Consider the following 22,316-nt stretch of genomic DNA (forward strand, 5'->3'; position numbering starts at 1 on the left):
GGAAACGGAGGTACAGCAATGTCGCGCATTGGACGGCTGCCCATCCCGGTTCCCGCCGGCGTGGACGTCACCATCGATGGCCAGGCGGTCTCGGTGAAGGGCCCCAAGGGCTCCCTCACCCACGTTGTCGCCGCGCCGATCGAGATCGGCAAGGACGAGAACGGCACCCTGGTCGTCACTCGCCCGAACGACGAGCGTCAGTCGAAGGCCCTCCACGGCCTTTCCCGCACGCTGGTGGCGAACATGATCACCGGCGTGACCGCGGGCTACCGCAAGTCGCTGGAGATCAGCGGTGTTGGTTACCGAGTCGCAGCGAAGGGCTCCGCGATGGAGTTCTCGCTCGGCTACAGCCACCCGATCCTGATCGAGGCCCCGGAGGGCATCTCCTTCGTGGTCGAGTCGCCCACCAAGTTCCACGTGGACGGGATCGACAAGCAGCTGGTCGGCGAGGTTTCCGCCAAGATCCGCAAGCTGCGCAAGCCCGACCCGTACAAGGCCAAGGGCGTCAAGTACGCGGGCGAGGTCATCCGCCGCAAGGTCGGAAAGAGTGGTAAGTAAGCCATGAGCGTCTCTGTCAAGATCGGCAAGGGCAACGGCTACAAGGCTGCTGCCCGCAAGCGCCGCGCGATCCGTGTTCGCAAGCGCGTCACCGGCACCGAGGTGCGTCCGCGCCTCGTCGTGACGCGTTCGAACCGGCACATGGTCGCCCAGGTCATCGACGACGCCAAGGGCCACACTCTGGCGTCGGCGTCCACCCTCGACGTGTCCATCAAGGGCGTCGAGGGCGACAAGACCGAGCTGGCCAAGAAGGTCGGAAGCCTGGTCGCCGAGCGCGCCAAGGCCGCCGGCATCGAGTCGGTCGTCTTCGACCGCGCGGGCAACCGGTACGCCGGCCGCATCGCCGCCCTGGCGGACGCGGCCCGCGAGGCCGGGCTCGACTTCTAAGCCGCTCGTCGACTCTGTCGGCGGACGTAATCGAGAGAGGTAATTCCAATGGCTGGACCCCAGCGCCGCGGTAGCGGCGCCGGCGGCGGCACCGGCGGTGGCGAGCGGCGCGACCGTAAGCGGGACGACCGGGGCAACGCCCCCGCCGTCGAGAAGACTGCTTACGTCGAGCGCGTTGTCGCGATCAACCGTGTCGCCAAGGTTGTCAAGGGTGGTCGTCGTTTCAGCTTCACCGCGCTGGTCGTGGTGGGCGACGGTGACGGCACCGTGGGTGTCGGTTACGGGAAGGCGAAGGAGGTTCCGGCCGCCATCGCCAAGGGTGTTGAGGAGGCCAAGAAGAACTTCTTCAAGGTCCCCCGTATCCAGGGCACCATCCCGCACCCGATCCAGGGTGAGAAGGCCGCCGGCGTCGTGCTCCTGAAGCCGGCGTCCCCCGGTACCGGTGTTATCGCCGGTGGCCCGGTGCGTGCCGTCCTGGAGTGCGCCGGCGTTCACGACATCCTGTCGAAGTCGCTCGGCTCGGACAACGCGATCAACATCGTGCACGCCACCGTGGCTGCTCTGAAGGGCCTCGTGCGCCCCGAGGAGATCGCCGCCCGTCGTGGCCTGCCGCTTGAGGACGTGGCTCCGGCTGCCCTGCTGCGCGCCCGCGCCGCCGGCACCGCCGCTGCTGCGACCGCCGGGGCGGGTGTCTGATGGCTCGCCTGAAGATCACCCAGACCAAGAGCTACATCGGTAGCAAGCAGAACCACCGTGACACCCTGCGTTCGCTTGGTCTCAAGCGCATGCACGACGTGGTCGTGAAGGAGGACCGTCCCGAGATCCGCGGGATGGCCCACACCGTCCGTCACCTCGTCACGGTCGAGGAGGTGGACTGATCATGTCTGACAACCCGATCAAGATCCACAACCTGCGTCCGGCCCCGGGTGCCAAGACCGAGAAGACCCGTGTCGGTCGCGGTGAGGGCTCCAAGGGCAAGACCGCCGGTCGTGGTACCAAGGGCACCAAGGCCCGCTACCAGGTTCCGCAGCGCTTCGAGGGTGGCCAGATGCCCCTCCACATGCGCCTGCCGAAGCTGAAGGGCTTCAAGAACCCCTTCAAGATCACCTTCCAGGTGGTCAACCTCGACAAGCTGGCCGAGCTCTACCCGCAGGGTGGCGAGGTCACTGTCGAGGACCTGGTCGCCAAGGGTGCGGTTCGCAAGAACTCCCTCGTCAAGGTGCTCGGCACCGGCGAGGTCTCGGTCGCGCTGCAGGTGACGGTTGACGCCGTCTCCGGCTCCGCCGCCGAGAAGATCAAGGCCGCCGGCGGCACCGTCACCGAGCTGGTCTGACCCGTTCCGTCTGAGCCCCCTCTTTTCCGAGGCGGGGCAGATGAGAAAAGCGGTCTGACGGCACGTCAGTGCCGTTGAGCCCCGTCCCTCGTTAGAGGGACGGGGCTCTTGGCGTTTCATCTGGTGATCGGGGCGGCTTTTCCGTGCAAGCACGGCCAAAACCGGGCATCTGGCCGTGCGTTCGGCAACCCCCGGGCTGCGGCGCTTCTGCCGAGTGGCCACACGCTGTTAGAGTCCCTGGAGTTCCCTTGTATCTTGACGCCCCGACCGGGCGTCGAGGAACCCGGGGGCCGACCGACATACACCACGTCCATCTGGACCGACCCTCCCGCCGACGACGTGCGGGAGGCGCAGGAGGCACCCGTGCTCAGTGCGTTCGCGCGGGCGTTCAAGACGCCCGACCTGCGCAAGAAGCTGCTGTTCACGCTGGGCATCATGGTGATCTTCCGGGTGGGCGCGCACATTCCCGTCCCGGGCGTGAACTTCAAGGCCGTCAACGAGTGCGTCAAGCAGAGCGGGAGCGGGCTCTTCGGCCTGGTCAACCTGTTCAGTGGTGGCGCACTCCTGCAGCTGACGATCTTCGCCCTCGGCATCATGCCGTACATCACCGCCAGCATCATCCTGCAGCTGCTGACCGTCGTGATTCCGCGACTCGAAGCGCTGAAGAAGGAGGGCCAGGCCGGCCAGACGAAGATCACCCAGTACACGCGTTACCTGACGATCGCGCTGGCGATCCTCCAGGGCACCGGCATCGTGGCCACCGCCTCCAACGGCGCGCTCTTCTCGAGCTGCGCGGTGGGCAACCAGGTCGTGCCCGACACCGGTGTGTTCCGGATCGCCGTCATGGTCATCACGATGACCGCCGGCACCACGGTGATCATGTGGCTGGGTGAGCTCATCACCGACCGCGGCATCGGCAACGGCATGTCGATCCTGATGTTCACCTCGATCGCCTCCGGCTTCCCGGGCAACGTGTGGACCATCAAGAAGCTCGGCAAGATCGCCGGCGGTTGGTTCGAGTTCTTCTCGGTGATCGCGGTCGGCATCGTCGTGGTGATCCTGGTGATCTTCGTCGAGCAGGCGCAGCGCCGGATCCCGGTGCAGTACGCGAAGCGCATGATCGGCCGCCGGGCCTTCGGCGGGACCTCGACCTACATCCCCCTGAAGGTCAACCAGGCCGGTGTGATCCCGGTCATCTTCGCCTCCTCGCTGCTGTACATCCCTTCGCTGGTCGCGCAGCTGACCAGTAGCAAGGCGAGCTGGGCAACCTGGATCAACAACAACTTCACCAAGGGCGACCACCCGGTCTACATGATCGCGTACTTCGTACTGATCGTGTTCTTCGCCTTCTTCTACGTCGCGATCTCCTTCAACCCCGAGGAAGTTGCCGACAATATGAAGAAGTATGGTGGCTTCATCCCGGGCATCCGGGCCGGCCGACCGACGGCCGAGTACCTGAACTACGTGCTCACCCGCATCACGTGGCCGGGTTCGCTCTACCTTGGCCTGATCGCGTTGATCCCGATGATCGGCCTGGTCGCCCTCAACGCGAGCACCACCATCCCGTTCGGCGGCACCAGCATCCTCATCATCGTCGGCGTCGGACTCGAAACTGTGAAGCAGATCGAGAGCCAGCTCCAGCAGCGTAATTACGAAGGGTTCCTCCGCTGATGCGTATCGTCCTCGTCGGACCTCCCGGGGCCGGGAAGGGTACTCAGGCGCACGTGCTCGCCAAGACCCTGTCCATTCCCCACATCTCGACCGGTGACCTCTTCCGGGCCAACATCAGCCAGGGCACCCCGCTCGGGCTGGAGGCCAAGAGCTACATGGACCAGGGCCTCCTGGTGCCGGACGAGGTGACCATCGGGATGGCGAAGGACCGGCTGCTGCAGCCGGACACCGCCCCCGGCTTCCTGCTCGACGGGTTCCCGCGGAACCTGGAGCAGGCCCAGGCGCTCGACGAGTTCCTCGCCGAGCAGGGCATCGCCCTGGACGGCGTGCTCGACCTGGAGGTCCCCGAGGACGAGGTGGTCAAGCGGATCGCCGGCCGCCGCCTCTGCCGCAACAACGGCGCGCACGTCTTCCACGTCTCCTACAACCCGCCGAAGACCGAGGGCGTCTGCGACGAGTGCGGCGGCGAGCTGTACCAGCGCTCGGACGACACCGAGGACTCGGTGCGGGTGCGGCTGGAGGAGTACCACTCGAAGACCGAGCCGATCATCGGGTACTACACCGAGCAGAAGCTGGTGACCACGATCCCGGCCCTCGGCAAGGTCGAGGAGGTCACCCAGCGCGCGGTCGACGCGCTGAAGGCCGGCAAGCAGAGCTGACCCGCCCCGGCGGGACAACGGAAGAACAGACGCCTCCGCGTGCCCCACGGCCGCGGCACCCCGGGAGCGGGGTGCCGCGGCCGTGCGGCGTCGTACCGTGGGGGAGTGGAACGGGCGCCCGGCAAGGACCGGGCGCGATTTCGGACGAAAGGCACTGGCCAGATGGTGGAGATCAAGACCCCCGAGCAGATCGCCAAGATGCGGGCTGCCGGGCTGGTCGTGGCCGAGGCGCTCAAGGCCTGCCGCGAGGCGGTCGCCCCCGGGGTGAGCACCCAGGAGCTCAACGACATCGCGGACAAGGTGATCACCGAGCACGGTGCCACCTCCAACTTCCGCGCCCACCACGGCGGACTCTGGTTCCCCGGGGTGATCTGCGCCTCGGTCAACAACGAGGTGGTGCACGGCATCCCCGGTGGACGGGTGCTCCAGGAGGGCGACCTGATCTCCATCGACTGCGGTGCGATCGTCGACGGCTGGCACGGCGACGCGGCGATCAGCGTCGGGGTCGGCGAGGTGGCGCCCGAGGTGGAGATGCTCAGCCGGGTGACCGAGGGCTCGATGTGGGCCGGCATCGCGCAGATGAAGAAGGGCAACCGGCTGGTCGACGTCTCCAAGGCGATCGAGGGCTTCATCCGCCGCCACCCGCTGCCGCCCAAGGGCAAGTGGGGCATCACCGAGGGCTATGGCGGCCACGGCATCGGCACCTCGATGCACATGGAGCCGCACGTGCTGAACTACGTCGAGCGCGGCCGGGGCAAGGGCCCGAAGCTGGTGCCCGGCACCGTGCTGGCGATCGAGCCGATGGTCTCGCTGGGCACCCCGCACACCGAGGTGCTGGAGGACGACTGGACCGTCGTCACGACCGACGGCACCTGGGCCGCGCACTGGGAGCACTCGGTGGCCGTCACCGAGCAGGGCCCGCTGGTGCTCACCGCCTTCGACGGCGGCAAGGCGCAGCTCGCCGCGCTCGGTGTGACCGCCGCTCCGGACCCGCTGGGTTAGTCCGGCGGCCTCTGGTTGGCCGGGCCGTTGACCCGAACCGGTATCCTCTGGGCCTCGACCGCCAGACGAAATCGGACAATAGGGGAAACAGTGCTGAAGGGCTTCCGCGACTTCATGATGCGCGGCAACGTCGTCGACATGGGAGTCGGCATCGTGATCGGCGCCGCGTTCACCGGCGTGGTGAACGGCTTCGTCAAGGCCTTCCTGACGCCGCTGGTCGGGCTGGTCACCGGCGCCACCGGCGACTACAGCAGCAAGGTCTTCCACGTGGGCGGGGTGACGTTCCCGTACGGCGACTTCGTCAACACCCTGATCTCGTTCCTGATGACCGCCGCGGTGCTCTACTTCTGCGTGGTGCTCCCCGTCACCAAGGCCAGCGCCCGCTACCTGCCGAAGAAGCCGAAGGCCGCCAAGCGCCCCTGCCCCGAGTGCCTGACCGAGATACCGGAGGCCGCCACCCGTTGCTCCGCGTGCACCGCGGTGGTGCAGCCGGTGGCGGTTCCGGTGGGCGGCTGAGTTTTTGCGAGAGGGTACCGGTAACGTACGATGGACCGTCGGCTCTCTCGTAGCGTGCCCAGGCACGCCCTCATCCCCCTCGGGGTGTGAGGTGAAGGCTGGTTCGCACGAGCGTTCCGCATACGGTAGCCGGACCCGAAGGGTGGTTCTCGCAGTTCATGGCTAAGAAGCAAGGCGCCATTGAGATCGAGGGCACCGTGATCGAGTCTCTTCCGAACGCGATGTTCAAGGTCGAGCTGCAGAACGGTCACAAGGTCCTCGCCCACATCAGCGGCAAGATGCGCATGCACTACATCCGCATCCTCCCGGATGACCGGGTCGTCGTGGAGCTGAGCCCCTACGACCTGACCCGCGGCCGGATCGTCTACCGGTACAAGTAGTAACTTCCCTCGCCCAGCGAGGGGCCCCCGTCAGATCTAGACCCGGAGAACCTGAAACATGAAGGTCAAGCCGAGCGTCAAGAAGATCTGCGACAAGTGCAAGGTGATCCGCCGTCACGGCCGGGTCATGGTGATCTGCGACAACCTGCGCCACAAGCAGCGCCAGGGCTGATCGTCCCGCATTTCTCGTAGTACTTCGCGCGACGCGCACAACGTCATAAGCGGGCCGCCCGATCCGTTCCCCGCTGGAACGGACTGCCACCCCCGGTTCAGAGGCCGGGGCTCGCACACCGAGAGGTGTCCGGGTAGGCGGCACGTCAGACCTCTGAGGAACACCACAGGAGCCTTGAATGGCACGCCTCTCCGGCGTTGATCTCCCCCGCGAGAAGCGGATCGAGATCGCCCTCACGTACGTCTACGGCATCGGCCGCACCCGCGCCCAGCTGACGCTGGCCGAGACCGGTGTGGACCCGTCCATCCGCGTCCGCGACATCTCCGAGGACGACCTCGTCGCCCTGCAGCGGTTCATCGACGCCAACTTCCGCGTCGAGGGTGACCTCCGCCGCGAGGTCGCCGCCGACATCCGCCGCAAGGTCGAGATCGGCTGCTACGAGGGTCTGCGTCACCGCCGTGGCCTGCCGGTCCGCGGTCAGCGCACCCACACCAACGCGCGTACCCGCAAGGGCCCGCGTCGCGCGATTGCCGGCAAGAAGAAGCCGGGCAAGAAGTAGTCCGCCCGTTAACCGGACATCCCTCCGGCCCGCGGGTTAGCGGACCGACCACCTCAGTAGGAGAACAGACTTATGCCCCCCAAGGGTCGTCAGGCTGCCGGCGCGAAGAAGATCCGCCGCAAGGAAAAGAAGAACGTCGCTCACGGGCACGCCCACATCAAGAGCACGTTCAACAACACCATCGTTTCGATCACCGACCCCGCGGGCAACGTGATCTCCTGGGCCTCTGCCGGCCACGTCGGCTTCAAGGGCTCGCGCAAGTCCACCCCGTTCGCCGCGCAGATGGCCGCCGAGGCCGCCGCGCGTCGTGCGCAGGAGCACGGCATGCGCAAGGTCGACGTCTTCGTCAAGGGTCCGGGCTCCGGCCGCGAGACCGCGATCCGCTCGCTCCAGGCCACCGGCCTGGAGGTGGGTTCGATCCAGGACGTCACCCCCACCCCGCACAACGGCTGCCGTCCGCCGAAGCGTCGCCGCGTCTGACCTGCGGCTGACCATCTGGTCGGTGTTGTAATCCTGGTACGGGGTCCCACGCAGTTCATTGGTGCTGCTTGCGGGACCCCGTACTCTTGGTGTCGTACGGCGTCAAATAGTGGGCGCCGACACAACTGGAGGATCTGAAACATGCTTATCGCTCAGCGTCCGTCGCTGACCGAAGAGGTTGTCGACGAGTACCGCTCGCGGTTCGTCATCGAGCCGCTGGAGCCGGGCTTCGGCTACACCCTCGGCAACTCGCTTCGCCGCACGCTCCTCTCCTCGATCCCGGGCGCCGCTGTCACCAGCATCCGGGTCGACGGTGTCCTGCACGAGTTCACCACCGTGCCGGGCGTCAAGGAGGACGTCACCGACCTCATCCTGAACATCAAGCAACTGGTCGTCTCCTCGGAGCACGACGAGCCGGTCGTGATGTACCTGCGCAAGCAGGGTCCGGGTGTGGTCACCGCCGCCGACATCGCGCCCCCGGCCGGTGTCGAGGTGCACAACCCCGAGCTGGTCCTGGCCACGCTGAACGGCAAGGGCAAGCTGGAGATGGAGCTGACCGTCGAGCGCGGTCGCGGCTACGTCTCCGCCGTGCAGAACAAGGCCTCCGGCCAGGAGATCGGCCGGATCCCGGTCGACTCGATCTACAGCCCCGTGCTGAAGGTCACCTACAAGGTCGAGGCCACCCGTGTCGAGCAGCGGACCGACTTCGACAAGCTGATCGTCGACGTCGAGACCAAGCCCGCCATGCGTCCGCGCGACGCCATGGCCTCGGCCGGCAAGACCCTGGTGGAGCTGTTCGGCCTCGCTCGCGAGCTGAACATCGACGCCGAGGGCATCGACATGGGCCCGTCCCCGACGGACGCCGCCCTGGCCGCCGACCTGGCGCTGCCGATCGAGGAGCTGGAGCTCACCGTCCGCTCCTACAACTGCCTCAAGCGCGAGGGCATCCACACCGTGGGTGAGCTCGTCGCCCGCTCGGAGGCCGACCTGCTCGACATCCGCAACTTCGGTGCGAAGTCGATCGACGAGGTCAAGGCGAAGCTGGCCGGCATGGGCCTGGCCCTCAAGGACAGCCCGCCCGGGTTCGACCCGACCGCCGCCGCCGACGCCTTCGGCGCCGACGACCTGGACGACGCGGGTTACGCGGAGACCGAGCAGTACTGAGCTGTACCCAGAGTTTGCGGTGGGGGCGACTCCCTGCGGGTCGCCCCCGCTTCAATGCAGTGAACTAAGCCGTCCGGGCAACTGTGCCCGGCCGCCCGTTCCGGTACCTGACACGGCCGGATTCGGAGATCCAAGGAGCAACCATGCCCCGTCCCGCGAAGGGCGCCCGCCTCGGCGGCGGCCCGCACCACGAGCCGCTGCTGCTCGCCGGCCTGTGCCGCGAGCTGTTCCAGTACGGCCGCATCACCACGACCGAGGCCAAGGCCCGTCGGATGCGCCCGCTGGCGGAGAAGCTGATCACCAAGGCCAAGGCCGGTGACATCCACAACCGTCGCATCGTCCGCAAGACGATCACCGACATCGCCGTGCTGCACACCCTCTTCACCGAGATCGCGCCGCGGTACGAGAACCGCCCGGGTGGCTACACCCGCATCACCAAGATCGGTCCCCGTCGTGGCGACAACGCCCCGATGGCCGTGATCGAGCTGGTCGAGGCGCTGACCGTGGCCCAGACCGCGGTCGGCGAGGCCGAGGCCGCCACCAAGCGCGCCGTCAAGGAGACCGAGGCTGCCGCCCCGGTCGCCGACGAGGCTCCGGCCGACGCCGCCCCGGCGGACGAGGCCGAGCAGGCCTGACGCACCGCCAGGTGACAACGGGCCCGCTTCTCCGCTTCGGCGGGGGAGCGGGCCCGTTCGCATGTCCATGAGTTCGACGAGAGGTGAGCGGTGAACGACTGCGCCGAGGAGAAGCCGCAGCGGGTGGACGGACCGGCCGCCGGGCACACCCGGATCCGGCTGGACCTGAGCTACCACGGAGCCGAGTTCTCCGGCTGGGCCCGCCAGAAGGGCGGGCGGCGCACGGTGCAGGAGGAGATCGAGAGCGCGCTGCAGGTGGTCACCCGCAGCCAGGAGCTCTACCCGCTGACCGTGGCCGGCCGCACCGACGCCGGGGTGCACGCGCGCGGCCAGGTGGCCCACGTGGACCTGCCGGACGAACTGTGGGCCGTGCACGGCGAGAAGCTGCTGCGCCGGTTGGCCGGGCGGCTGCCGGCCGACGTGCGGATCTACCGGGCGGCCGAGGCGCCGGCCGGCTTCGACGCGCGCTTCTCGGCGGTCTGGCGCCGGTACGCCTACCGGGTGGCCGACCACCCGGGCGGGGTCGACCCGCTGCTGCGCGGCCACGTGCTCTGGCACGACCGGCCGCTGGACCTGGCGAAGATGAACGCCGCGGCCGAACTCCTGCTCGGCGAGCACGACTTCGCGGCCTACTGCAAGAAGCGCGAGGGCGCCACCACCATCCGCACCCTGCTCGACCTGCGCTGGGACCGGGTGCCGATGGACCCGTACGCGGCCCAGGAGGGCTCGCTGGCGGTGGCCACGGTGCGGGCCGACGCGTTCTGCCACAACATGGTGCGGGCCCTGGTCGGCGCGATGCTGCTGGTCGGCGACGGGCACCGGCCGGTGGAGTTCCCCGGCGAGGTGCTGCGCGGCGGGGTGCGCAACAGCGCGGTCAACGTGATCCGGCCCTACGGGCTGACCCTGGAGGAGGTCGGGTACCCGGCCGACGACCAGCTGGCCGAGCGCAGCAGGCAGGCCCGCCGGATGCGCACCCTGCCCGGTCAGGCCGGGTAATCCGTTTGGGCCGGGTGCCGGGCCCGTAGGACAATCTCCACCCATGGGACACGTCGAGATTTCACACCTGGAGTACTACCTGCCGGACGGTCGGGTGTTGTTCGACGACGCGTCCTTCCGGGTCGGCGAGGGCGCCAAGGCCGCCCTGGTCGGCGCGAACGGGGCCGGCAAGACCACCCTGCTGCGGATGATCGCCGGGGACGTGCAGCCGCACGGCGGCACCGTGACGGTCAGCGGCGGCCTCGGCGTGATGCGCCAGTTCGTCGGCACCACCGGGCGGGAGGACCAGCGCGAGACGCCGGGCGCGCTGGCCCCGGACGCCTCGGTGCGTGACCTGCTGGTCTCGGTCGCCCCGGCCCGGATCGCCACCGCCGCCCGCGCGGTGGACGCCGCCGAGCTGGCGATGCTGGCCCAGGACGACGAGAAGTCGCAGATGGCCTACGCCCAGGCGCTCTCCGACTGGGCCGACGCGGGCGGCTACGACTACGAGACCGACTGGGACGTGTGCACCACCTCGGCCCTCGGGATGCCCTTCGACCGGGCCCAGTTCCGCGGCCTGAACACGCTCTCCGGCGGTGAGCAGAAGCGCCTGGTGCTGGAGACGCTGCTGCGCGGCCCGGACGAGGTGCTGCTGCTCGACGAGCCGGACAACTACCTGGACGTGCCCGGGAAGCGCTGGCTGGAGGAGGCGGTCAAGGCCAGCGCCAAGACCGTGCTCTTCATCTCGCACGACCGCGAGCTGCTCTCCCGGACCGCCGACAAGATCATCAGCGTCGAGTCCGGCTTCGGGGGCGGCGGCAGCTCGGTCTGGGTGCACGGCGGCGGCTTCGACTCCTTCCACGAGGCCCGCAAGGAGCGGTTCGCCCGGTTCGAGGAGCTCGGCCGGCGCTGGGACGAGGAGCACGCCAAGCTGAAGAAGCTGGTCGTGACGCTCCGTCAGGCCGCGGCGGTCAGCCACGCGCTGGCCACCCGGTACGCCGCCGCGCAGACCCGGCTGAAGAAGTTCGAGGAGGCCGGCCGCCCGGAGGAGCCGCCCCGCGAGCAGAACATCACCATGCGGCTCAAGGGCGGCCGCACCGGCGTGCGCGCGCTGACCATCGAGCAGCTGGAGCTGACCGGCTTGATGAAGCCCTTCGACCTGGAGGTCTACTACGGCCAGCGGGTCGCGGTGCTGGGCTCCAACGGGTCGGGCAAGTCGCACTTCCTGCGGCTGCTGGCCGGTGACCAGACGGTCGGGCACACCGGCGGCTTCAAGCTCGGCGCCCGGGTGGTGCCGGGCCACTTCCGGCAGACCCACGCCCACCCGGAGCTCTTCGGCCGCACCGTGCGCTCGATCGTCGAGGAGGAGCACGCGCTCAGCCGCGGCGCCGCGATGGGCGCGCTGCGCCGCTACGAGCTGGACAAGCAGGAGGAGCAGAAGTTCGAGTCGCTCTCCGGCGGCCAGCAGGCCCGGCTGATGATCCTCAAGCTGGAGCTCTCCGGGGTGACGGCGCTGCTGCTCGACGAGCCCACCGACAACCTCGACCTGGAGAGCGCCGAGGCGCTGCAGGAGGGGCTGGAGGCGTTCGACGGCACGGTGCTCTGCGTGACCCACGACCGCTGGTTCGCCCGGACCTTCGACCGCTTCCTGGTCTTCGGCAGTGACGGCCGGGTCTACGAGTCCCCGGAGCCGGTCTGGGACGAGCGCCGGGTGGAGCGCGAGCGCTGAGTTTTGGAGTTGGCCTGGCGGACGGGTATCGTTGGCCCTTGTTGTGCGTATTGGCTCGCTCCATCTCACGTGAGAGGTCGGTACGCCGGAGACATCCGGTCGATGACCAGCGGCTTCCCCTTGATTGCGTCCAAGCGGGGCCTGGCTGATCCACTCGTTCAGGTGCTCCTGTCAGGACTCACTCACTGAAAAGCAGAGGCTACGACCGTGCGTACGTACAGCCCCAAGCCCGGCGACGTCCAGCGTCAGTGGCACGTCATCGACGCGACCGACGTCGTGCTCGGCCGCCTGGCCTCCCAGGCCGCGAACCTCCTCCGGGGCAAGCACAAGCCCACCTACGCGCCGCACATGGACATGGGTGACTTCGTCATCATCATCAACGCGGACAAGGTGCACCTCTCGGGCAACAAGCGGACCCAGAAGCTCGCCTACCGCCACTCCGGTTTCCCGGGCGGTCTGCGTTCCGTTCGCTACGACGACCTGCTGGCGAACAACCCGGAGAAGGCCGTCGAGAAGGCCATCAAGGGCATGATCCCGAAGAACAGCCTGGGCCGTCAGATGTTCTCGAAGCTCAAGGTGTACTCGGGCGACCAGCACCCGCACGCTGCCCAGCAGCCGGTGCCGTTCGAGATCACCCAGGTCGCGCAGTAATCCCGGCCACAAGCCCTTAACTAAGAAAAGCTGAGGAACATCGTGGCCGAGAACGCTGCCATCGAGACCACCCTGGACGTCGACTTCGACGAGGAGCTCACCGAGTACACCTCCGAGGGCGACGAGACCTCCTACTCCACCGAGTCGCTCGCCGGCCGCTTCGGCGAGGCCCTGCCGGGCGCCGGCCTGGGCCGCCGCAAGGAGGCGATCGCCCGCGTGCGCATCGTCCCCGGCACCGGCCAGTGGAAGATCAACGGTCGCACCCTGGAGAACTACTTCCCCAACAAGGTGCACCAGCAGACCGTCAACGAGCCCTTCAAGCTCCTTGAGCTGGACGGCCGTTACGACGTCGTCGCCCGCATCGCGGGTGGCGGTGTCTCCGGTCAGGCCTACGCGCTGCGCCTCGGCGTGGCCCGTGCGCTGAACGAGGCCGACGTGGACAACAACCGCGGCGCCCTCAAGAAGGCCGGCTTCCTGACCCGTGACGACCGCGCCGTCGAGCGCAAGAAGGCCGGTCTCAAGAAGGCCCGTAAGGCCCCGCAGTACAGCAAGCGCTAATCCACGCCCCGGGGTGCGTACCGCCCTTGGTGCGCACCCCGCAGGTGGGATCCACGCCCCGGAGCACTTCACGTGCTTCGGGGCGTTGTGCTCCCTGGCACGGTCAGGCGGCCAGGGACGACTCCTCCGCCGGTCGGTCTCACCCCCCCCCCCCCGACCGGTGGGCCTCCAGCGAAGGACGGGACTGTGGCACGACTCTTCGGCACCGACGGCGTACGCGGTGTGGCCAACGAGGGCCTCACCGCCGAACTGGCGCTCGGCCTCTCGATGGCCGCCGCTCATGTACTGGGCGAGGCGGGCGGCCTCGGTGGCCGGCGTCCGGTCGCCGTGGTCGGGCGTGACCCGCGGGCCAGCGGCGAGTTCCTCGAAGCCGCGGTGATCGCCGGGCTGGCCGGCTCGGGCGTGGACGTGCTGCGGGTCGGGGTGCTGCCCACCCCGGCCGTCGCCTACCTCACCGGGGCGCTCGGGGCCGACTTCGGCGTGATGCTCTCGGCCAGCCACAACGCGATGCCGGACAACGGGATCAAGTTCCTGGCCCGCGGCGGCCACAAGCTGGACGATTCGATCGAGGACGCGATCGAGGCCGACTACCGGGGCCACCTGGACGGCACGCTGGACCGTCCGCGGCCTACCGGCGCCGGGGTCGGCCGAGTGCACGAGTACACCGAGGGCTTCGACAAGTACGTCGCCCACCTGGTCGCGGTGCTGCCGAACCGGCTGGACGGCGTGCGGGTGGTCATCGACGGCGCGCACGGCGCGGCCGCCCGGGTCGCCCCCGAGGCCTTCGCCCGGGCCGGTGCCGAGGTGGTCTACACGCTGGGCGCCGAGCCGACCGGCCTGAACATCAACGACGGCGTCGGCTCCACCCACCTGGACGGCCTGCGCCGGGCGATGCGCGAGCACCGGGCGGACCTGGGCATCGCGCTGGACGGCGACGCCGACCGCTGCCTGGCCGCCGACGCCGAGGGCGACGAGGTGGACGGCGACCAGATCATCGCGATCCTGGCGGTGGCCATGCGCGAGGCCGGCACGCTGCGCGGGAACACCGCGGTCGGCACCGTGATGGCCAACCTGGGCTTCAAGCTGGCCATGGAGCGCGAGGGCATCGCCCTGGTCGAGACGGCGGTGGGGGACCGCTACGTGCTGGAGGCGATGAAGGAGCACGGCTACGCGCTGGGCGGCGAGCAGTCCGGCCACGTGATCCTGCTGGACCACGCGACCACCGGCGACGGCACGCTGACCGGCCTGATGCTGGGGGCCAGGCTGGCCGCCACCCGCAAGCCGCTGGCCGAGCTGGCCCAGGTGATGACCCGGCTGCCGCAGGTGCTGATCAACGTCAAGGACGTGGACAAGAGCCGGGTCGCCGACTGCGGCGAGCTGACCCTGGCGGTCAAGGCGGCCACCGAGGAGCTGGGCGCCACCGGCCGGGTGCTGCTGCGGCCCTCCGGCACCGAGCCGCTGGTCCGGGTGATGGTGGAGGCCGCGGACCAGGAGCAGGCCAAGGCGGTGGCCGAGCGGCTGGCCTCGGTGGTCCGGTCGCAGCTGGCGGTCTGACGGGCCGTCGGGGCCGCCCGGTGGGCAGGCGGCCCCGACCGGTCAGAGCTTGCGGAGCCGGGCGCGGCGGACCTTGTGGTCGGCGCCCTTCTGCAGCACGAGGGTGGCCCGGCCGCGGGTGGGCAGCACGTTCTCCAGCAGGTTGGGCTTGTTGATGGTGCGCCAGACCTGGCGGCCGTACTCCATCGCCTCCTCCTCCGGCACCTCGGTGAACCGGCGGAAGTAGGAGCTGGGGTCCAGGAAGGCGGTGTCCCGGAGCTTCTTGAACCGGGACAGGTACCAGTTCTCGATGTCGTCGGTGCGCGCGTCGACGTAGATCGAGAAGTCGAAGTAGTCGGCCACCGCGAGCCGGGTGCGGCCGTCGTTGCCGGGCAGGGCGGGCTGCAGCACGTTCAGGCCCTCGACGATCAGGATGTCCGGCCGCTGCACGGTGAGCCGCTGGTCCGGGACGATGTCGTAGACCAGGTGCGAGTAGACCGGGGCGGAGACCTCCTGCTTGCCGGCCTTCACGTCCGCGACGAAGCGCATCAGGGCCCGCCGGTCGTAGGACTCCGGGAAGCCCTTGCGGGCCATCAGGCCGCGCCGGCGCAACTCCTCGTTGGGCAGCAGGAAGCCGTCGGTGGTGACCAGCTCGACCCGCGGGTGCTCGGGCCAGCGGGCCAGCAGGGCCTGCAGCAGACGGGCGGTGGTGGACTTGCCCACCGCCACCGAGCCGGCCACGCCGATGATGAACGGGGTCCGGGTGCGCTCGGTGTCCGGGGTGTCCAGGAAGGTCCCCAGGGCACCGCGCAGCTCGTGGGTGGCGTGGATGTAGAGGTTCAGCAGCCGCGAGAGCGGCAGGTAGACGTCGCGCACCTCGTCCAGGTCGAGTGCTGTGCCCAGGCCCCTCAGCCGTTCCACCTCGTCGGCGGTCAACGGCAGCGGGGTGCGGTCGCGCAGGGCGCTCCACTCGGCCCGGGAGAGGTCGACGTACGGGGACGGCGACGGGGCGGGCGCCGAGGAGGCGCCCCGGGTACAGAGTTCGGTCAGCACATGGTCAATTGTGGCCCGCCGAGCCAGCGCCCCGCCCTGTGGCGTCGGTCACCAACTGTGGTAGACCGGACAGGTTGCGTAAAAGGAACCGCCCTTATGCTGACGCATATGTGCGGAATTGTTGGATATGTGGGCTCGCAGAGCGCACTGGACGTTGTCATCGCCGGTCTGCAGCGGTTGGAGTACCGAGGGTACGACTCGGCAGGCGTGGCCATTCAGACGGCAGACTCCCGAGGGCAGTGGAGTCTGGCCACCGACAAGCGGGCCGGAAAGCTCGTCAACCTTGAGAAGTCGCTCGCCGAGGTCCCTCTCCCCGGCGGCACCACCGGCATCGGACACACCCGTTGGGCCACCCACGGCGGGCCGACCGACGCCAATGCCCACCCCCACCTGGATGACCACCGCAAGGTGGCGGTGGTGCACAACGGCATCATCGAGAACTTCGCCCAGCTGCGGGCCGAACTGGCCGACCGCGGCCACTCGCTGCGCTCCGAGACCGACACCGAGGTGGTCGCGCACCTGCTCGGCGAGGCCTTCCAGGGCGACCTGGCGGAGGCCATGCGGGTCGTCTGCCGGCAGCTGGACGGTGCCTTCACGCTGGTCGCCGTGCACGCCGATCAGCCCGGCACGGTGGTCGGCGCCCGGCGCAACTCCCCGCTGGTGGTGGGCGTGGGCGAGGGCGAGAACTTCCTCGCCTCGGACGTGGCCGCGTTCATCGCGCACACCCGGGAGGCGATCGAGCTCGGCCAGGACCAGGTGGTGGAGCTGACCGCGGACGGGGTCACGGTGACCGACTTCGCCGGCGCGCCGGCCGAGGTGCGGGCCTACCACGTGGACTGGGACGCGTCGGCGGCCGAGAAGGCCGGCTACGACTACTTCATGCTCAAGGAGATCGCCGAGCAGCCGAAGGCGGTGGCCGACACCCTGCTGGGCCGGATCGGCACCGACGGCCGGCTCACCCTCGACGAGCTGCGGATCCCGGACGCGGTGCTGCGCGAGGTGGACAAGGTCGTCATCGTCGCCTGCGGCACCGCCTTCCACGCCGGGATGATCGCCAAGTACGCGATCGAGCACTGGACCCGGATCCCCTGCGAGGTCGAGGTGGCCTCGGAGTTCCGCTACCGGGACCCGATCCTGGACGCCCGCACCCTGGTGATCGCGATCTCCCAGTCCGGCGAGACCATGGACACCCTGATGGCGCTGCGGCACGCCCGCGAGCAGGGCGCCCGGGTGCTGGCGATCTGCAACACCAACGGCTCGACCATCCCGCGCGAGTCCGACGCGGTGCTCTACACCCACGCCGGGCCCGAGGTGGCGGTCGCCTCCACCAAGGCCTTCCTGACCCAGCTGGTCGCCTGCTACCTGGTGGCGCTCTACCTGGGCCAGGTGCGCGGCACCAAGTGGGGCGACGAGATCTACGCCGTCATCAAGGAGCTGTCCGAGGCGCCGAAGCAGGTCGAGCAGGTGCTGCGGACCATGGAGCCGGTGCGCGAGCTGGCCCGCTCGCTGGCCGACGCCCGCTCGGTGCTCTTCCTCGGCCGGCACGTCGGGTTCCCGGTGGCGCTGGAGGGCGCGCTCAAGCTCAAGGAGCTCGCCTACATGCACGCCGAGGGCTTCGCGGCGGGCGAGCTGAAGCACGGTCCGATCGCGCTGATCGAGGAGGGGCTGCCGGTGGTCGTGGTGGTGCCCTCGCCGCGCGGGCGGTCGCTGCTGCACGACAAGATCGTCTCCAACATCCAGGAGATCCGGGCCCGCGGTGCGCGGACCATCGTGATCGCGGAGGAGGGCGACGAGGCGGTGGTGCCGTACGCCGACCACCTGATCCGGATCCCGGCCACCCCGACCCTGCTGCAGCCGCTGGTGGCCACCGTGCCGCTGCAGGTGTTCGCCTGCGAGCTGGCCACCGCCAAGGGGCACGAGGTGGACCAGCCGCGGAACCTGGCGAAGTCGGTGACGGTGGAGTGAGCGAAGCGAGCGGAGCCGGAGCCGACCGATGAGCGCCGTGGTGACGGTGGAGTAGGCCGCCGGATGTGACGGGGTAGCGTGACGGGGTGATCATCGCCGTGGGCATCGACGTCGCCGGGATCGACCGGTTCGCCGCCGCGCTGGCGCGCACCCCGTCGCTGCGGGACAAGCTCTTCACCCCCGCCGAGCGGGTGCTGCCCTCCGGGGAGCCCCGCTCGGCCGCCTCACTGGCCGCCCGGTTCGCGGCCAAGGAGGCGGTGGCCAAGGCGCTCGGCGCACCGGCCGGGCTGTCCTGGCAGGACGCCGAGGTCCGGACCGAGCCGTCGGGCCGGCCGACGCTGCACGTCAGCGGCACGGTGGCGGCCCGGGCCGCCGAACTCGGCGTGCGCAGCTGGCACCTGTCGCTCAGCCACGACGCCGGCATCGCCACTGCGATGGTGGTCGCGGAGGGGTAGCGTCACCCCATGCGCCACGCTCACACCGTCGAACAGGTCCGGGCCGCCGAGGCCGAGCTGGCCGGCCAGCCGCTGATGGACCGGGCGGTGGCCGGCCTCGCCGCCACCTGCGCCCGGCTGCTGCGGGAGCGGCGCGGCCGGGTCTACGGCAGCCGGGTGCTGGTGCTGGCCGGCAGTGGCGACAACGGTGGTGACGCCCTGTTCGCCGGCGCCGCGCTGGCCCGCCGGGGTGCGGCGGTCTCGGCGGTGCTGCTCTCGCCCGAGAAGGCGCACCGGGCGGCGCTGGCCGCACTGCGGGCGACGGGGGGTCAGGTGACCACGGATCAGAACGTCGGCCTGGCGGACTTCGCGCGGGCGGACCTGATCCTGGACGGCATCGTCGGGATCGGCGGCCGGAGCGGGCTGCGCCCCGCGGCCGCGCCCTACGCCACCGCTCCGCGCACCGGCCTGCTGGTCGCCGTCGACCTGCCCAGCGGGGTGGACGCGGACACCGGCGAGGTGGCCGGCGCGGCCCTGCGGGCCGACCTCACCGTCACCTTCGGCACCCACAAGCCCGGCCTGCTGATCGACCCGGGCGCCGGCCACGCCGGACCGGTCCAGCTGGTGCCGATCGGACTGCGCCCGCCCGCGGCACCCGTGCAGGCGCTGCAGCACGCCGACCTGGCCGCGCTGCTGCCCCGGCCCGGCGCGGAGAGCGACAAGTACCGGCGCGGCGTGCTCGGGGTGCGGGCCGGCTCCGAGCGCTACCCCGGCGCGGCCCAGCTGGTGGTGGCCGGCGCGCTGCACGGCGGCGCGGGGGCCGTGCGCTACCTCGGCCGGCCGGGCGCCGAGGTGGTCCGCCGCCACCCCGAGGTGCTGCTCGGCGACGGCCGGGTGCAGGCCTGGGTGGTCGGCCCCGGCTCGGGCGAGGCCACCGTCGAGGCACTGGACGCCACCTTGGCCGCCGAGGTCCCGGTGCTGGTGGACGCCGACGGCCTGACCGAACTGGCCCGCCGCGGCCCCGGCGCGCTGGCCGGCCGCACCGCGCCCACCCTGCTCACCCCGCACACCGGCGAGGCCGCCCGGCTGCTCGGTGGCGCGGCGACCGCCGAGCGGTGCGCCGCGGCCCGGCTGCGCACGGCCCGGGAACTGGCCGACCGGTACGGCGCCACGGTGCTGCTCAAGGGCTCCACCACCGTCGTCGCCCGACCGGACGGCACCGCCCGGGTGAACCCGACCGGCACCTCCTGGCTGGCCACCGCGGGCAGCGGCGACGTGCTGGCCGGCCTGGCCGGGGCGCTGCTGGCGGCCGGCCTGGACCCGTTCGACGCCGCCTCGGCCGCCGCCTACCTGCACGGCCTGGCGGGCCGGCTGGCCGCCGCCGGCGGGAACCGGCTGCCGTTCGGCAGCGTCCACAGCACCGTGGGTGACCGGGGTGAAGCACCCGTCACGGCTCGGCAGGTGGCCGCGGCACTCCCCGCTGCCTGGCGGAACGCGACCGCACCACAGGGGGGCAGCCAGCAGGACGCCGCAGGTCTGGGAGACTGAGAGTGATGACAACCGCGAACACCACCGGGACCACCATGCTCGCCGACGGAGTGCGCGCCGAGGCGGCGATAGACCTGTCGGCGCTGAACGGCAACCTGACCGCCCTGCGCGAACGGGTGCAGCACGCCGACCTGATGGCGGTGGTCAAGGCCGACGGCTACGGACACGGCGCACTGCCCTGCGCCCTGGAGGCGCTGGCCGCCGGCGTCCGCTGGATCGGCACCGCCACCCCCGAGGAGGCGCTGGCGCTGCGCGCCGCCGGGATCGGCCCCGACCGGGCCCGGATCCTGTGCTGGCTGTGGACGCCCGGCGGCCCGTTCGCCGCGGCCCTGCGCAGCCAGCTGGACATCTCGGTCAGCGGCCAGTGGGCGCTGGACGAGCTGCTCGCCGCCGTCCGGGAGACCGGCATACCCGCCCGGGTGCACCTGAAGGCCGACACCGGCCTCGGCCGCAACGGCGCCCAGCCGCACGACTGGCCCGACCTGGTGGACGCCGCGCTGCGCGCCCAGGCCGCCGGCCAGCTCGACGTGGTCGGCATCTGGTCGCACTTCGCCGCCGCCGACGAGCCCGGCCACCCCTCGATCCAGGCCCAGCTGGACGCCTTCGACACCGCGCTGGCCTACGCCGAGCGGGCCGGGGTGCGGCCCGAGGTGCGCCACATCGCCAACTCGCCGGCCACCCTGACGCTGCCGCACGCGCACTACGACCTGGTCCGCACCGGGCTGGCGATGTACGGCGTCTCGCCGATCCCGGAGCTCGGCGCGCCCGCCGACTTCGGCCTGCGCCCGGTGATGTCGCTGTCCGCGCGGCTGGCGCTGGTCAAGCAGGTGCCGGGCGGACACGGCGTCAGCTACGGCCACCGCTACCACACCCCGGGCGAGACCACCCTGGGCCTGGTGCCGGTGGGCTACGCCGACGGCATCCCGCGGCACGGCAGCAGCGCCGGGCCGGTGCAGATCGCCGGCAAGTGGTACACCGTGGCCGGCCGGGTCGCGATGGACCAGTTCGTGGTGGACCTGGGCGGCGACACCCCCGGGATCGGCGAGGAGGTGCTGCTCTTCGGCAACGGCGAGCGGGGCGAGCCGACCGCCGAGGACTGGGCCATGGCCTGCGGGACCATCGCCTACGAGATCGTCACCCGGATCGGCGCCCGGGTGCCGCGCCGCTACCACGGCGCCAGCCAGGGGTGAGCCGGCCATGACCGAGAGCGGCGGTGCCCCCTCCCCGGCCCTCGGACGGGCCGGACTGATCGGCCTCGGTGTGCTGGCCGCGGGCGCCGCCGCCGGGGTGGCCGTCGAGCGGCTCACCCTGGGCCGGGCGCGCCGCCGGGCCCGTGAGGAACTGGACGCCGTGGCGCCGTTCGGCTCGCTGCGCGGGCGGCCCCGGCGGGTGCCGGGGGAGGACGGCACCGAGCTGTACGTCGAGGTGGACGAGCCCGCGAGCCCGCTGCCCGGCGCCCCCACCGTGGTCTTCTGCCACGGCTACTGCCTCAACCAGGACAGCTTCCACTTCCAGCGCGCGGCGCTGCGCGGCGGGCTGCGGCTGGTCTGGTGGGACCAGCGCAGCCACGGGCGCTCCGAGCGCTCCCGCTCCTACCTGGCCGGCCGCCCCGCCAGCATCGACCAGCTCGGCGGCGACCTGTCCGCGGTGCTGGACGCGGTGGTGCCCGAGGGACCGGTGGTGCTGGTCGGCCACTCGATGGGCGGGATGACCGTGATGGCCCTCGCCGACCAGCGCCCGGAGCTGTTCGGCCCGCCGGAGCGCGGCGGGCGGGTGGCCGGGGTGGCGCTGATCGGCACCTCGGCGGGCGACTGGAACTCCGTGGACCTTGGACTCAGCTCCACCGGCACCAAGGTCTGGCGCCGGGTCGGCCCCGGGGTGGTGAAGCTGCTGGGCAGTCAGGTCGGGCTGGTGGAGGCCACCCGCCGGGTCGGCGCCGACGTCACCGCGGTCTTCTACCGGCGGTTCTCGTTCGGCGACGCCGGCCGGGAGGTGGACCCCGGGGTGGTGCGGTTCGCCGAGCAGCTGCTGGACGGCACGCCGATCGACGTGGTCGCCGAGTTCTACCCGGTCTTCGCCGCGCACGAGAAGGCCTCGGCGCTGGCCGCGCTGCGCGACCTGCCGGTGCTGGTGCTGGCCGGCACCGAGGACCTGCTCACCCCCGCCTCGCACAGCGAGTCGATCGCCCGGGCGCTGCCGCAGGCCGAGCTGGAGCTGCTGCCGCGGACCGGGCACCTGGTGCAGCTGGAGCGCCCGGACGAGGTGGACCGGGCGCTGGCCCGGCTGCTGGTGCGCACCGGGCTCCCGCTGCCGGACGGGGTGCGGGAGCTGGCGCGGCCGTAGCCCGGGGCCGG

General features: G+C 70.7%; 26 protein-coding genes. 25 read left to right on the forward strand and 1 reads right to left on the reverse strand.

From position 1 onward, the window contains the following. Positions 1–18 precede the first annotated feature (18 nt). From rplF to glmM, 20 genes are all read left to right on the forward strand, one after another. Positions 19–558 (forward strand): 50S ribosomal protein L6, encoded by a 540-nt coding sequence (gene rplF / locus FHX73_RS16560; RefSeq protein ID WP_145905734.1) that lies wholly within the window; start codon positions 19–21, stop codon positions 556–558. A gap of 3 nt (positions 559–561) precedes the next feature. Then, a complete protein-coding gene (gene rplR / locus FHX73_RS16565; protein WP_145905735.1) occupies positions 562–945 on the forward strand; it encodes a 50S ribosomal protein L18 in 384 nt (127 codons plus the stop codon). Positions 946–993: 48 nt separating this feature from the next. After that, positions 994–1,641, forward strand: coding sequence for a 30S ribosomal protein S5 (gene rpsE / locus FHX73_RS16570; protein ID WP_145905736.1), 648 nt, complete (start codon positions 994–996; stop codon positions 1,639–1,641). Then, positions 1,641–1,823: a 50S ribosomal protein L30 gene (gene rpmD / locus FHX73_RS16575; RefSeq protein ID WP_030055835.1), complete on the forward strand. Its 183-nt coding sequence runs from the start codon at positions 1,641–1,643 to the stop codon at positions 1,821–1,823. The genes rpsE and rpmD overlap by 1 nt, the downstream gene beginning before the upstream one ends. A 2-nt stretch (positions 1,824–1,825) precedes the next feature. Next, positions 1,826–2,278, forward strand: coding sequence for a 50S ribosomal protein L15 (gene rplO, locus FHX73_RS16580; protein ID WP_425461388.1), 453 nt, complete (start codon positions 1,826–1,828; stop codon positions 2,276–2,278). 363 nt (positions 2,279–2,641) lie between these two features. Beyond that, positions 2,642–3,949 (forward strand): preprotein translocase subunit SecY, encoded by a 1,308-nt coding sequence (secY, locus tag FHX73_RS16585; RefSeq protein WP_145905738.1) that lies wholly within the window; start codon positions 2,642–2,644, stop codon positions 3,947–3,949. Then, entirely contained in the window at positions 3,949–4,608 is a 660-nt protein-coding gene (locus FHX73_RS16590) for an adenylate kinase (protein ID WP_145905739.1), read from the forward strand. The genes secY and FHX73_RS16590 overlap by 1 nt, the downstream gene beginning before the upstream one ends. A 162-nt stretch (positions 4,609–4,770) precedes the next feature. Then, entirely contained in the window at positions 4,771–5,610 is an 840-nt protein-coding gene (map, locus tag FHX73_RS16595; RefSeq protein WP_145905740.1) for a type I methionyl aminopeptidase, read from the forward strand. Between the two features lie 90 nt (positions 5,611–5,700). Continuing rightward, positions 5,701–6,126 (forward strand): large conductance mechanosensitive channel protein MscL, encoded by a 426-nt coding sequence (gene mscL / locus FHX73_RS16600; protein WP_145905741.1) that lies wholly within the window; start codon positions 5,701–5,703, stop codon positions 6,124–6,126. A gap of 158 nt (positions 6,127–6,284) precedes the next feature. Beyond that, positions 6,285–6,506, forward strand: coding sequence for a translation initiation factor IF-1 (infA, locus tag FHX73_RS16605; protein WP_003956442.1), 222 nt, complete (start codon positions 6,285–6,287; stop codon positions 6,504–6,506). 58 nt (positions 6,507–6,564) lie between these two features. Beyond that, positions 6,565–6,678 carry a 50S ribosomal protein L36 gene (rpmJ, locus tag FHX73_RS16610; protein WP_003956441.1) on the forward strand — a complete coding sequence of 38 codons (114 nt, stop codon included), beginning with the start codon at positions 6,565–6,567 and terminating at the stop codon, positions 6,676–6,678. A gap of 178 nt (positions 6,679–6,856) precedes the next feature. Then, a complete protein-coding gene (gene rpsM / locus FHX73_RS16615) occupies positions 6,857–7,237 on the forward strand; it encodes a 30S ribosomal protein S13 (RefSeq protein ID WP_145905742.1) in 381 nt (126 codons plus the stop codon). 72 nt (positions 7,238–7,309) lie between these two features. Beyond that, positions 7,310–7,717: a 30S ribosomal protein S11 gene (gene rpsK / locus FHX73_RS16620; RefSeq protein ID WP_030232513.1), complete on the forward strand. Its 408-nt coding sequence runs from the start codon at positions 7,310–7,312 to the stop codon at positions 7,715–7,717. A gap of 141 nt (positions 7,718–7,858) precedes the next feature. After that, complete coding sequence (locus FHX73_RS16625) at positions 7,859–8,881, forward strand: DNA-directed RNA polymerase subunit alpha (protein WP_035800873.1); 1,023 nt, start codon at positions 7,859–7,861, stop codon at positions 8,879–8,881. Between the two features lie 143 nt (positions 8,882–9,024). Continuing rightward, positions 9,025–9,516, forward strand: a complete 492-nt coding sequence (gene rplQ, locus FHX73_RS16630) for a 50S ribosomal protein L17 (RefSeq protein ID WP_145905743.1) — start codon at positions 9,025–9,027, stop codon at positions 9,514–9,516. Positions 9,517–9,606: 90 nt separating this feature from the next. Beyond that, positions 9,607–10,512, forward strand: coding sequence for a tRNA pseudouridine(38-40) synthase TruA (truA, locus tag FHX73_RS16635; RefSeq protein WP_211786211.1), 906 nt, complete (start codon positions 9,607–9,609; stop codon positions 10,510–10,512). A 43-nt stretch (positions 10,513–10,555) separates the two neighbouring features. Next, entirely contained in the window at positions 10,556–12,220 is a 1,665-nt protein-coding gene (locus FHX73_RS16640; protein ID WP_145905744.1) for an ABC-F family ATP-binding cassette domain-containing protein, read from the forward strand. 207 nt (positions 12,221–12,427) lie between these two features. Then, positions 12,428–12,871, forward strand: coding sequence for a 50S ribosomal protein L13 (gene rplM, locus FHX73_RS16645; RefSeq protein WP_145905745.1), 444 nt, complete (start codon positions 12,428–12,430; stop codon positions 12,869–12,871). A 60-nt stretch (positions 12,872–12,931) separates the two neighbouring features. After that, positions 12,932–13,429 (forward strand): 30S ribosomal protein S9, encoded by a 498-nt coding sequence (rpsI, locus tag FHX73_RS16650; RefSeq protein ID WP_145908327.1) that lies wholly within the window; start codon positions 12,932–12,934, stop codon positions 13,427–13,429. A gap of 186 nt (positions 13,430–13,615) precedes the next feature. Further along, the gene (glmM, locus tag FHX73_RS16655) at positions 13,616–14,983 is read left to right on the forward strand and encodes a phosphoglucosamine mutase (protein WP_145905746.1); all 1,368 of its coding nucleotides are present in this window, start codon (positions 13,616–13,618) and stop codon (positions 14,981–14,983) included. A gap of 42 nt (positions 14,984–15,025) precedes the next feature. Here the strand turns inward: glmM and coaA are convergent, their stop codons facing one another. Continuing rightward, entirely contained in the window at positions 15,026–16,012 is a 987-nt protein-coding gene (gene coaA, locus FHX73_RS16660; RefSeq protein ID WP_145908328.1) for a type I pantothenate kinase, read from the reverse strand. Positions 16,013–16,123: 111 nt separating this feature from the next. Between coaA and glmS the strand changes: the two genes are divergently transcribed. The 5 genes from glmS (at position 16,124) to FHX73_RS16685 (ending at position 22,305) form a co-directional block, all read left to right on the forward strand. Further along, a complete protein-coding gene (gene glmS / locus FHX73_RS16665; RefSeq protein ID WP_145908329.1) occupies positions 16,124–17,980 on the forward strand; it encodes a glutamine--fructose-6-phosphate transaminase (isomerizing) in 1,857 nt (618 codons plus the stop codon). 86 nt (positions 17,981–18,066) lie between these two features. Then, positions 18,067–18,435 (forward strand): holo-ACP synthase, encoded by a 369-nt coding sequence (locus FHX73_RS16670; protein WP_145905747.1) that lies wholly within the window; start codon positions 18,067–18,069, stop codon positions 18,433–18,435. A gap of 9 nt (positions 18,436–18,444) precedes the next feature. After that, the gene (locus tag FHX73_RS16675; RefSeq protein ID WP_145905748.1) at positions 18,445–19,962 is read left to right on the forward strand and encodes an NAD(P)H-hydrate dehydratase; all 1,518 of its coding nucleotides are present in this window, start codon (positions 18,445–18,447) and stop codon (positions 19,960–19,962) included. 5 nt (positions 19,963–19,967) lie between these two features. Next, positions 19,968–21,152, forward strand: a complete 1,185-nt coding sequence (gene alr / locus FHX73_RS16680) for an alanine racemase (protein WP_145905749.1) — start codon at positions 19,968–19,970, stop codon at positions 21,150–21,152. A 7-nt stretch (positions 21,153–21,159) separates the two neighbouring features. Continuing rightward, positions 21,160–22,305 (forward strand): alpha/beta fold hydrolase, encoded by a 1,146-nt coding sequence (locus tag FHX73_RS16685; protein ID WP_145905750.1) that lies wholly within the window; start codon positions 21,160–21,162, stop codon positions 22,303–22,305. The last annotated feature ends 11 nt before the right edge of the window (positions 22,306–22,316 follow it).

Origin of the sequence: Kitasatospora viridis (assembly GCF_007829815.1) — a bacterium.
GTDB classification, from domain to species: domain Bacteria; phylum Actinomycetota; class Actinomycetes; order Streptomycetales; family Streptomycetaceae; genus Kitasatospora; species Kitasatospora viridis.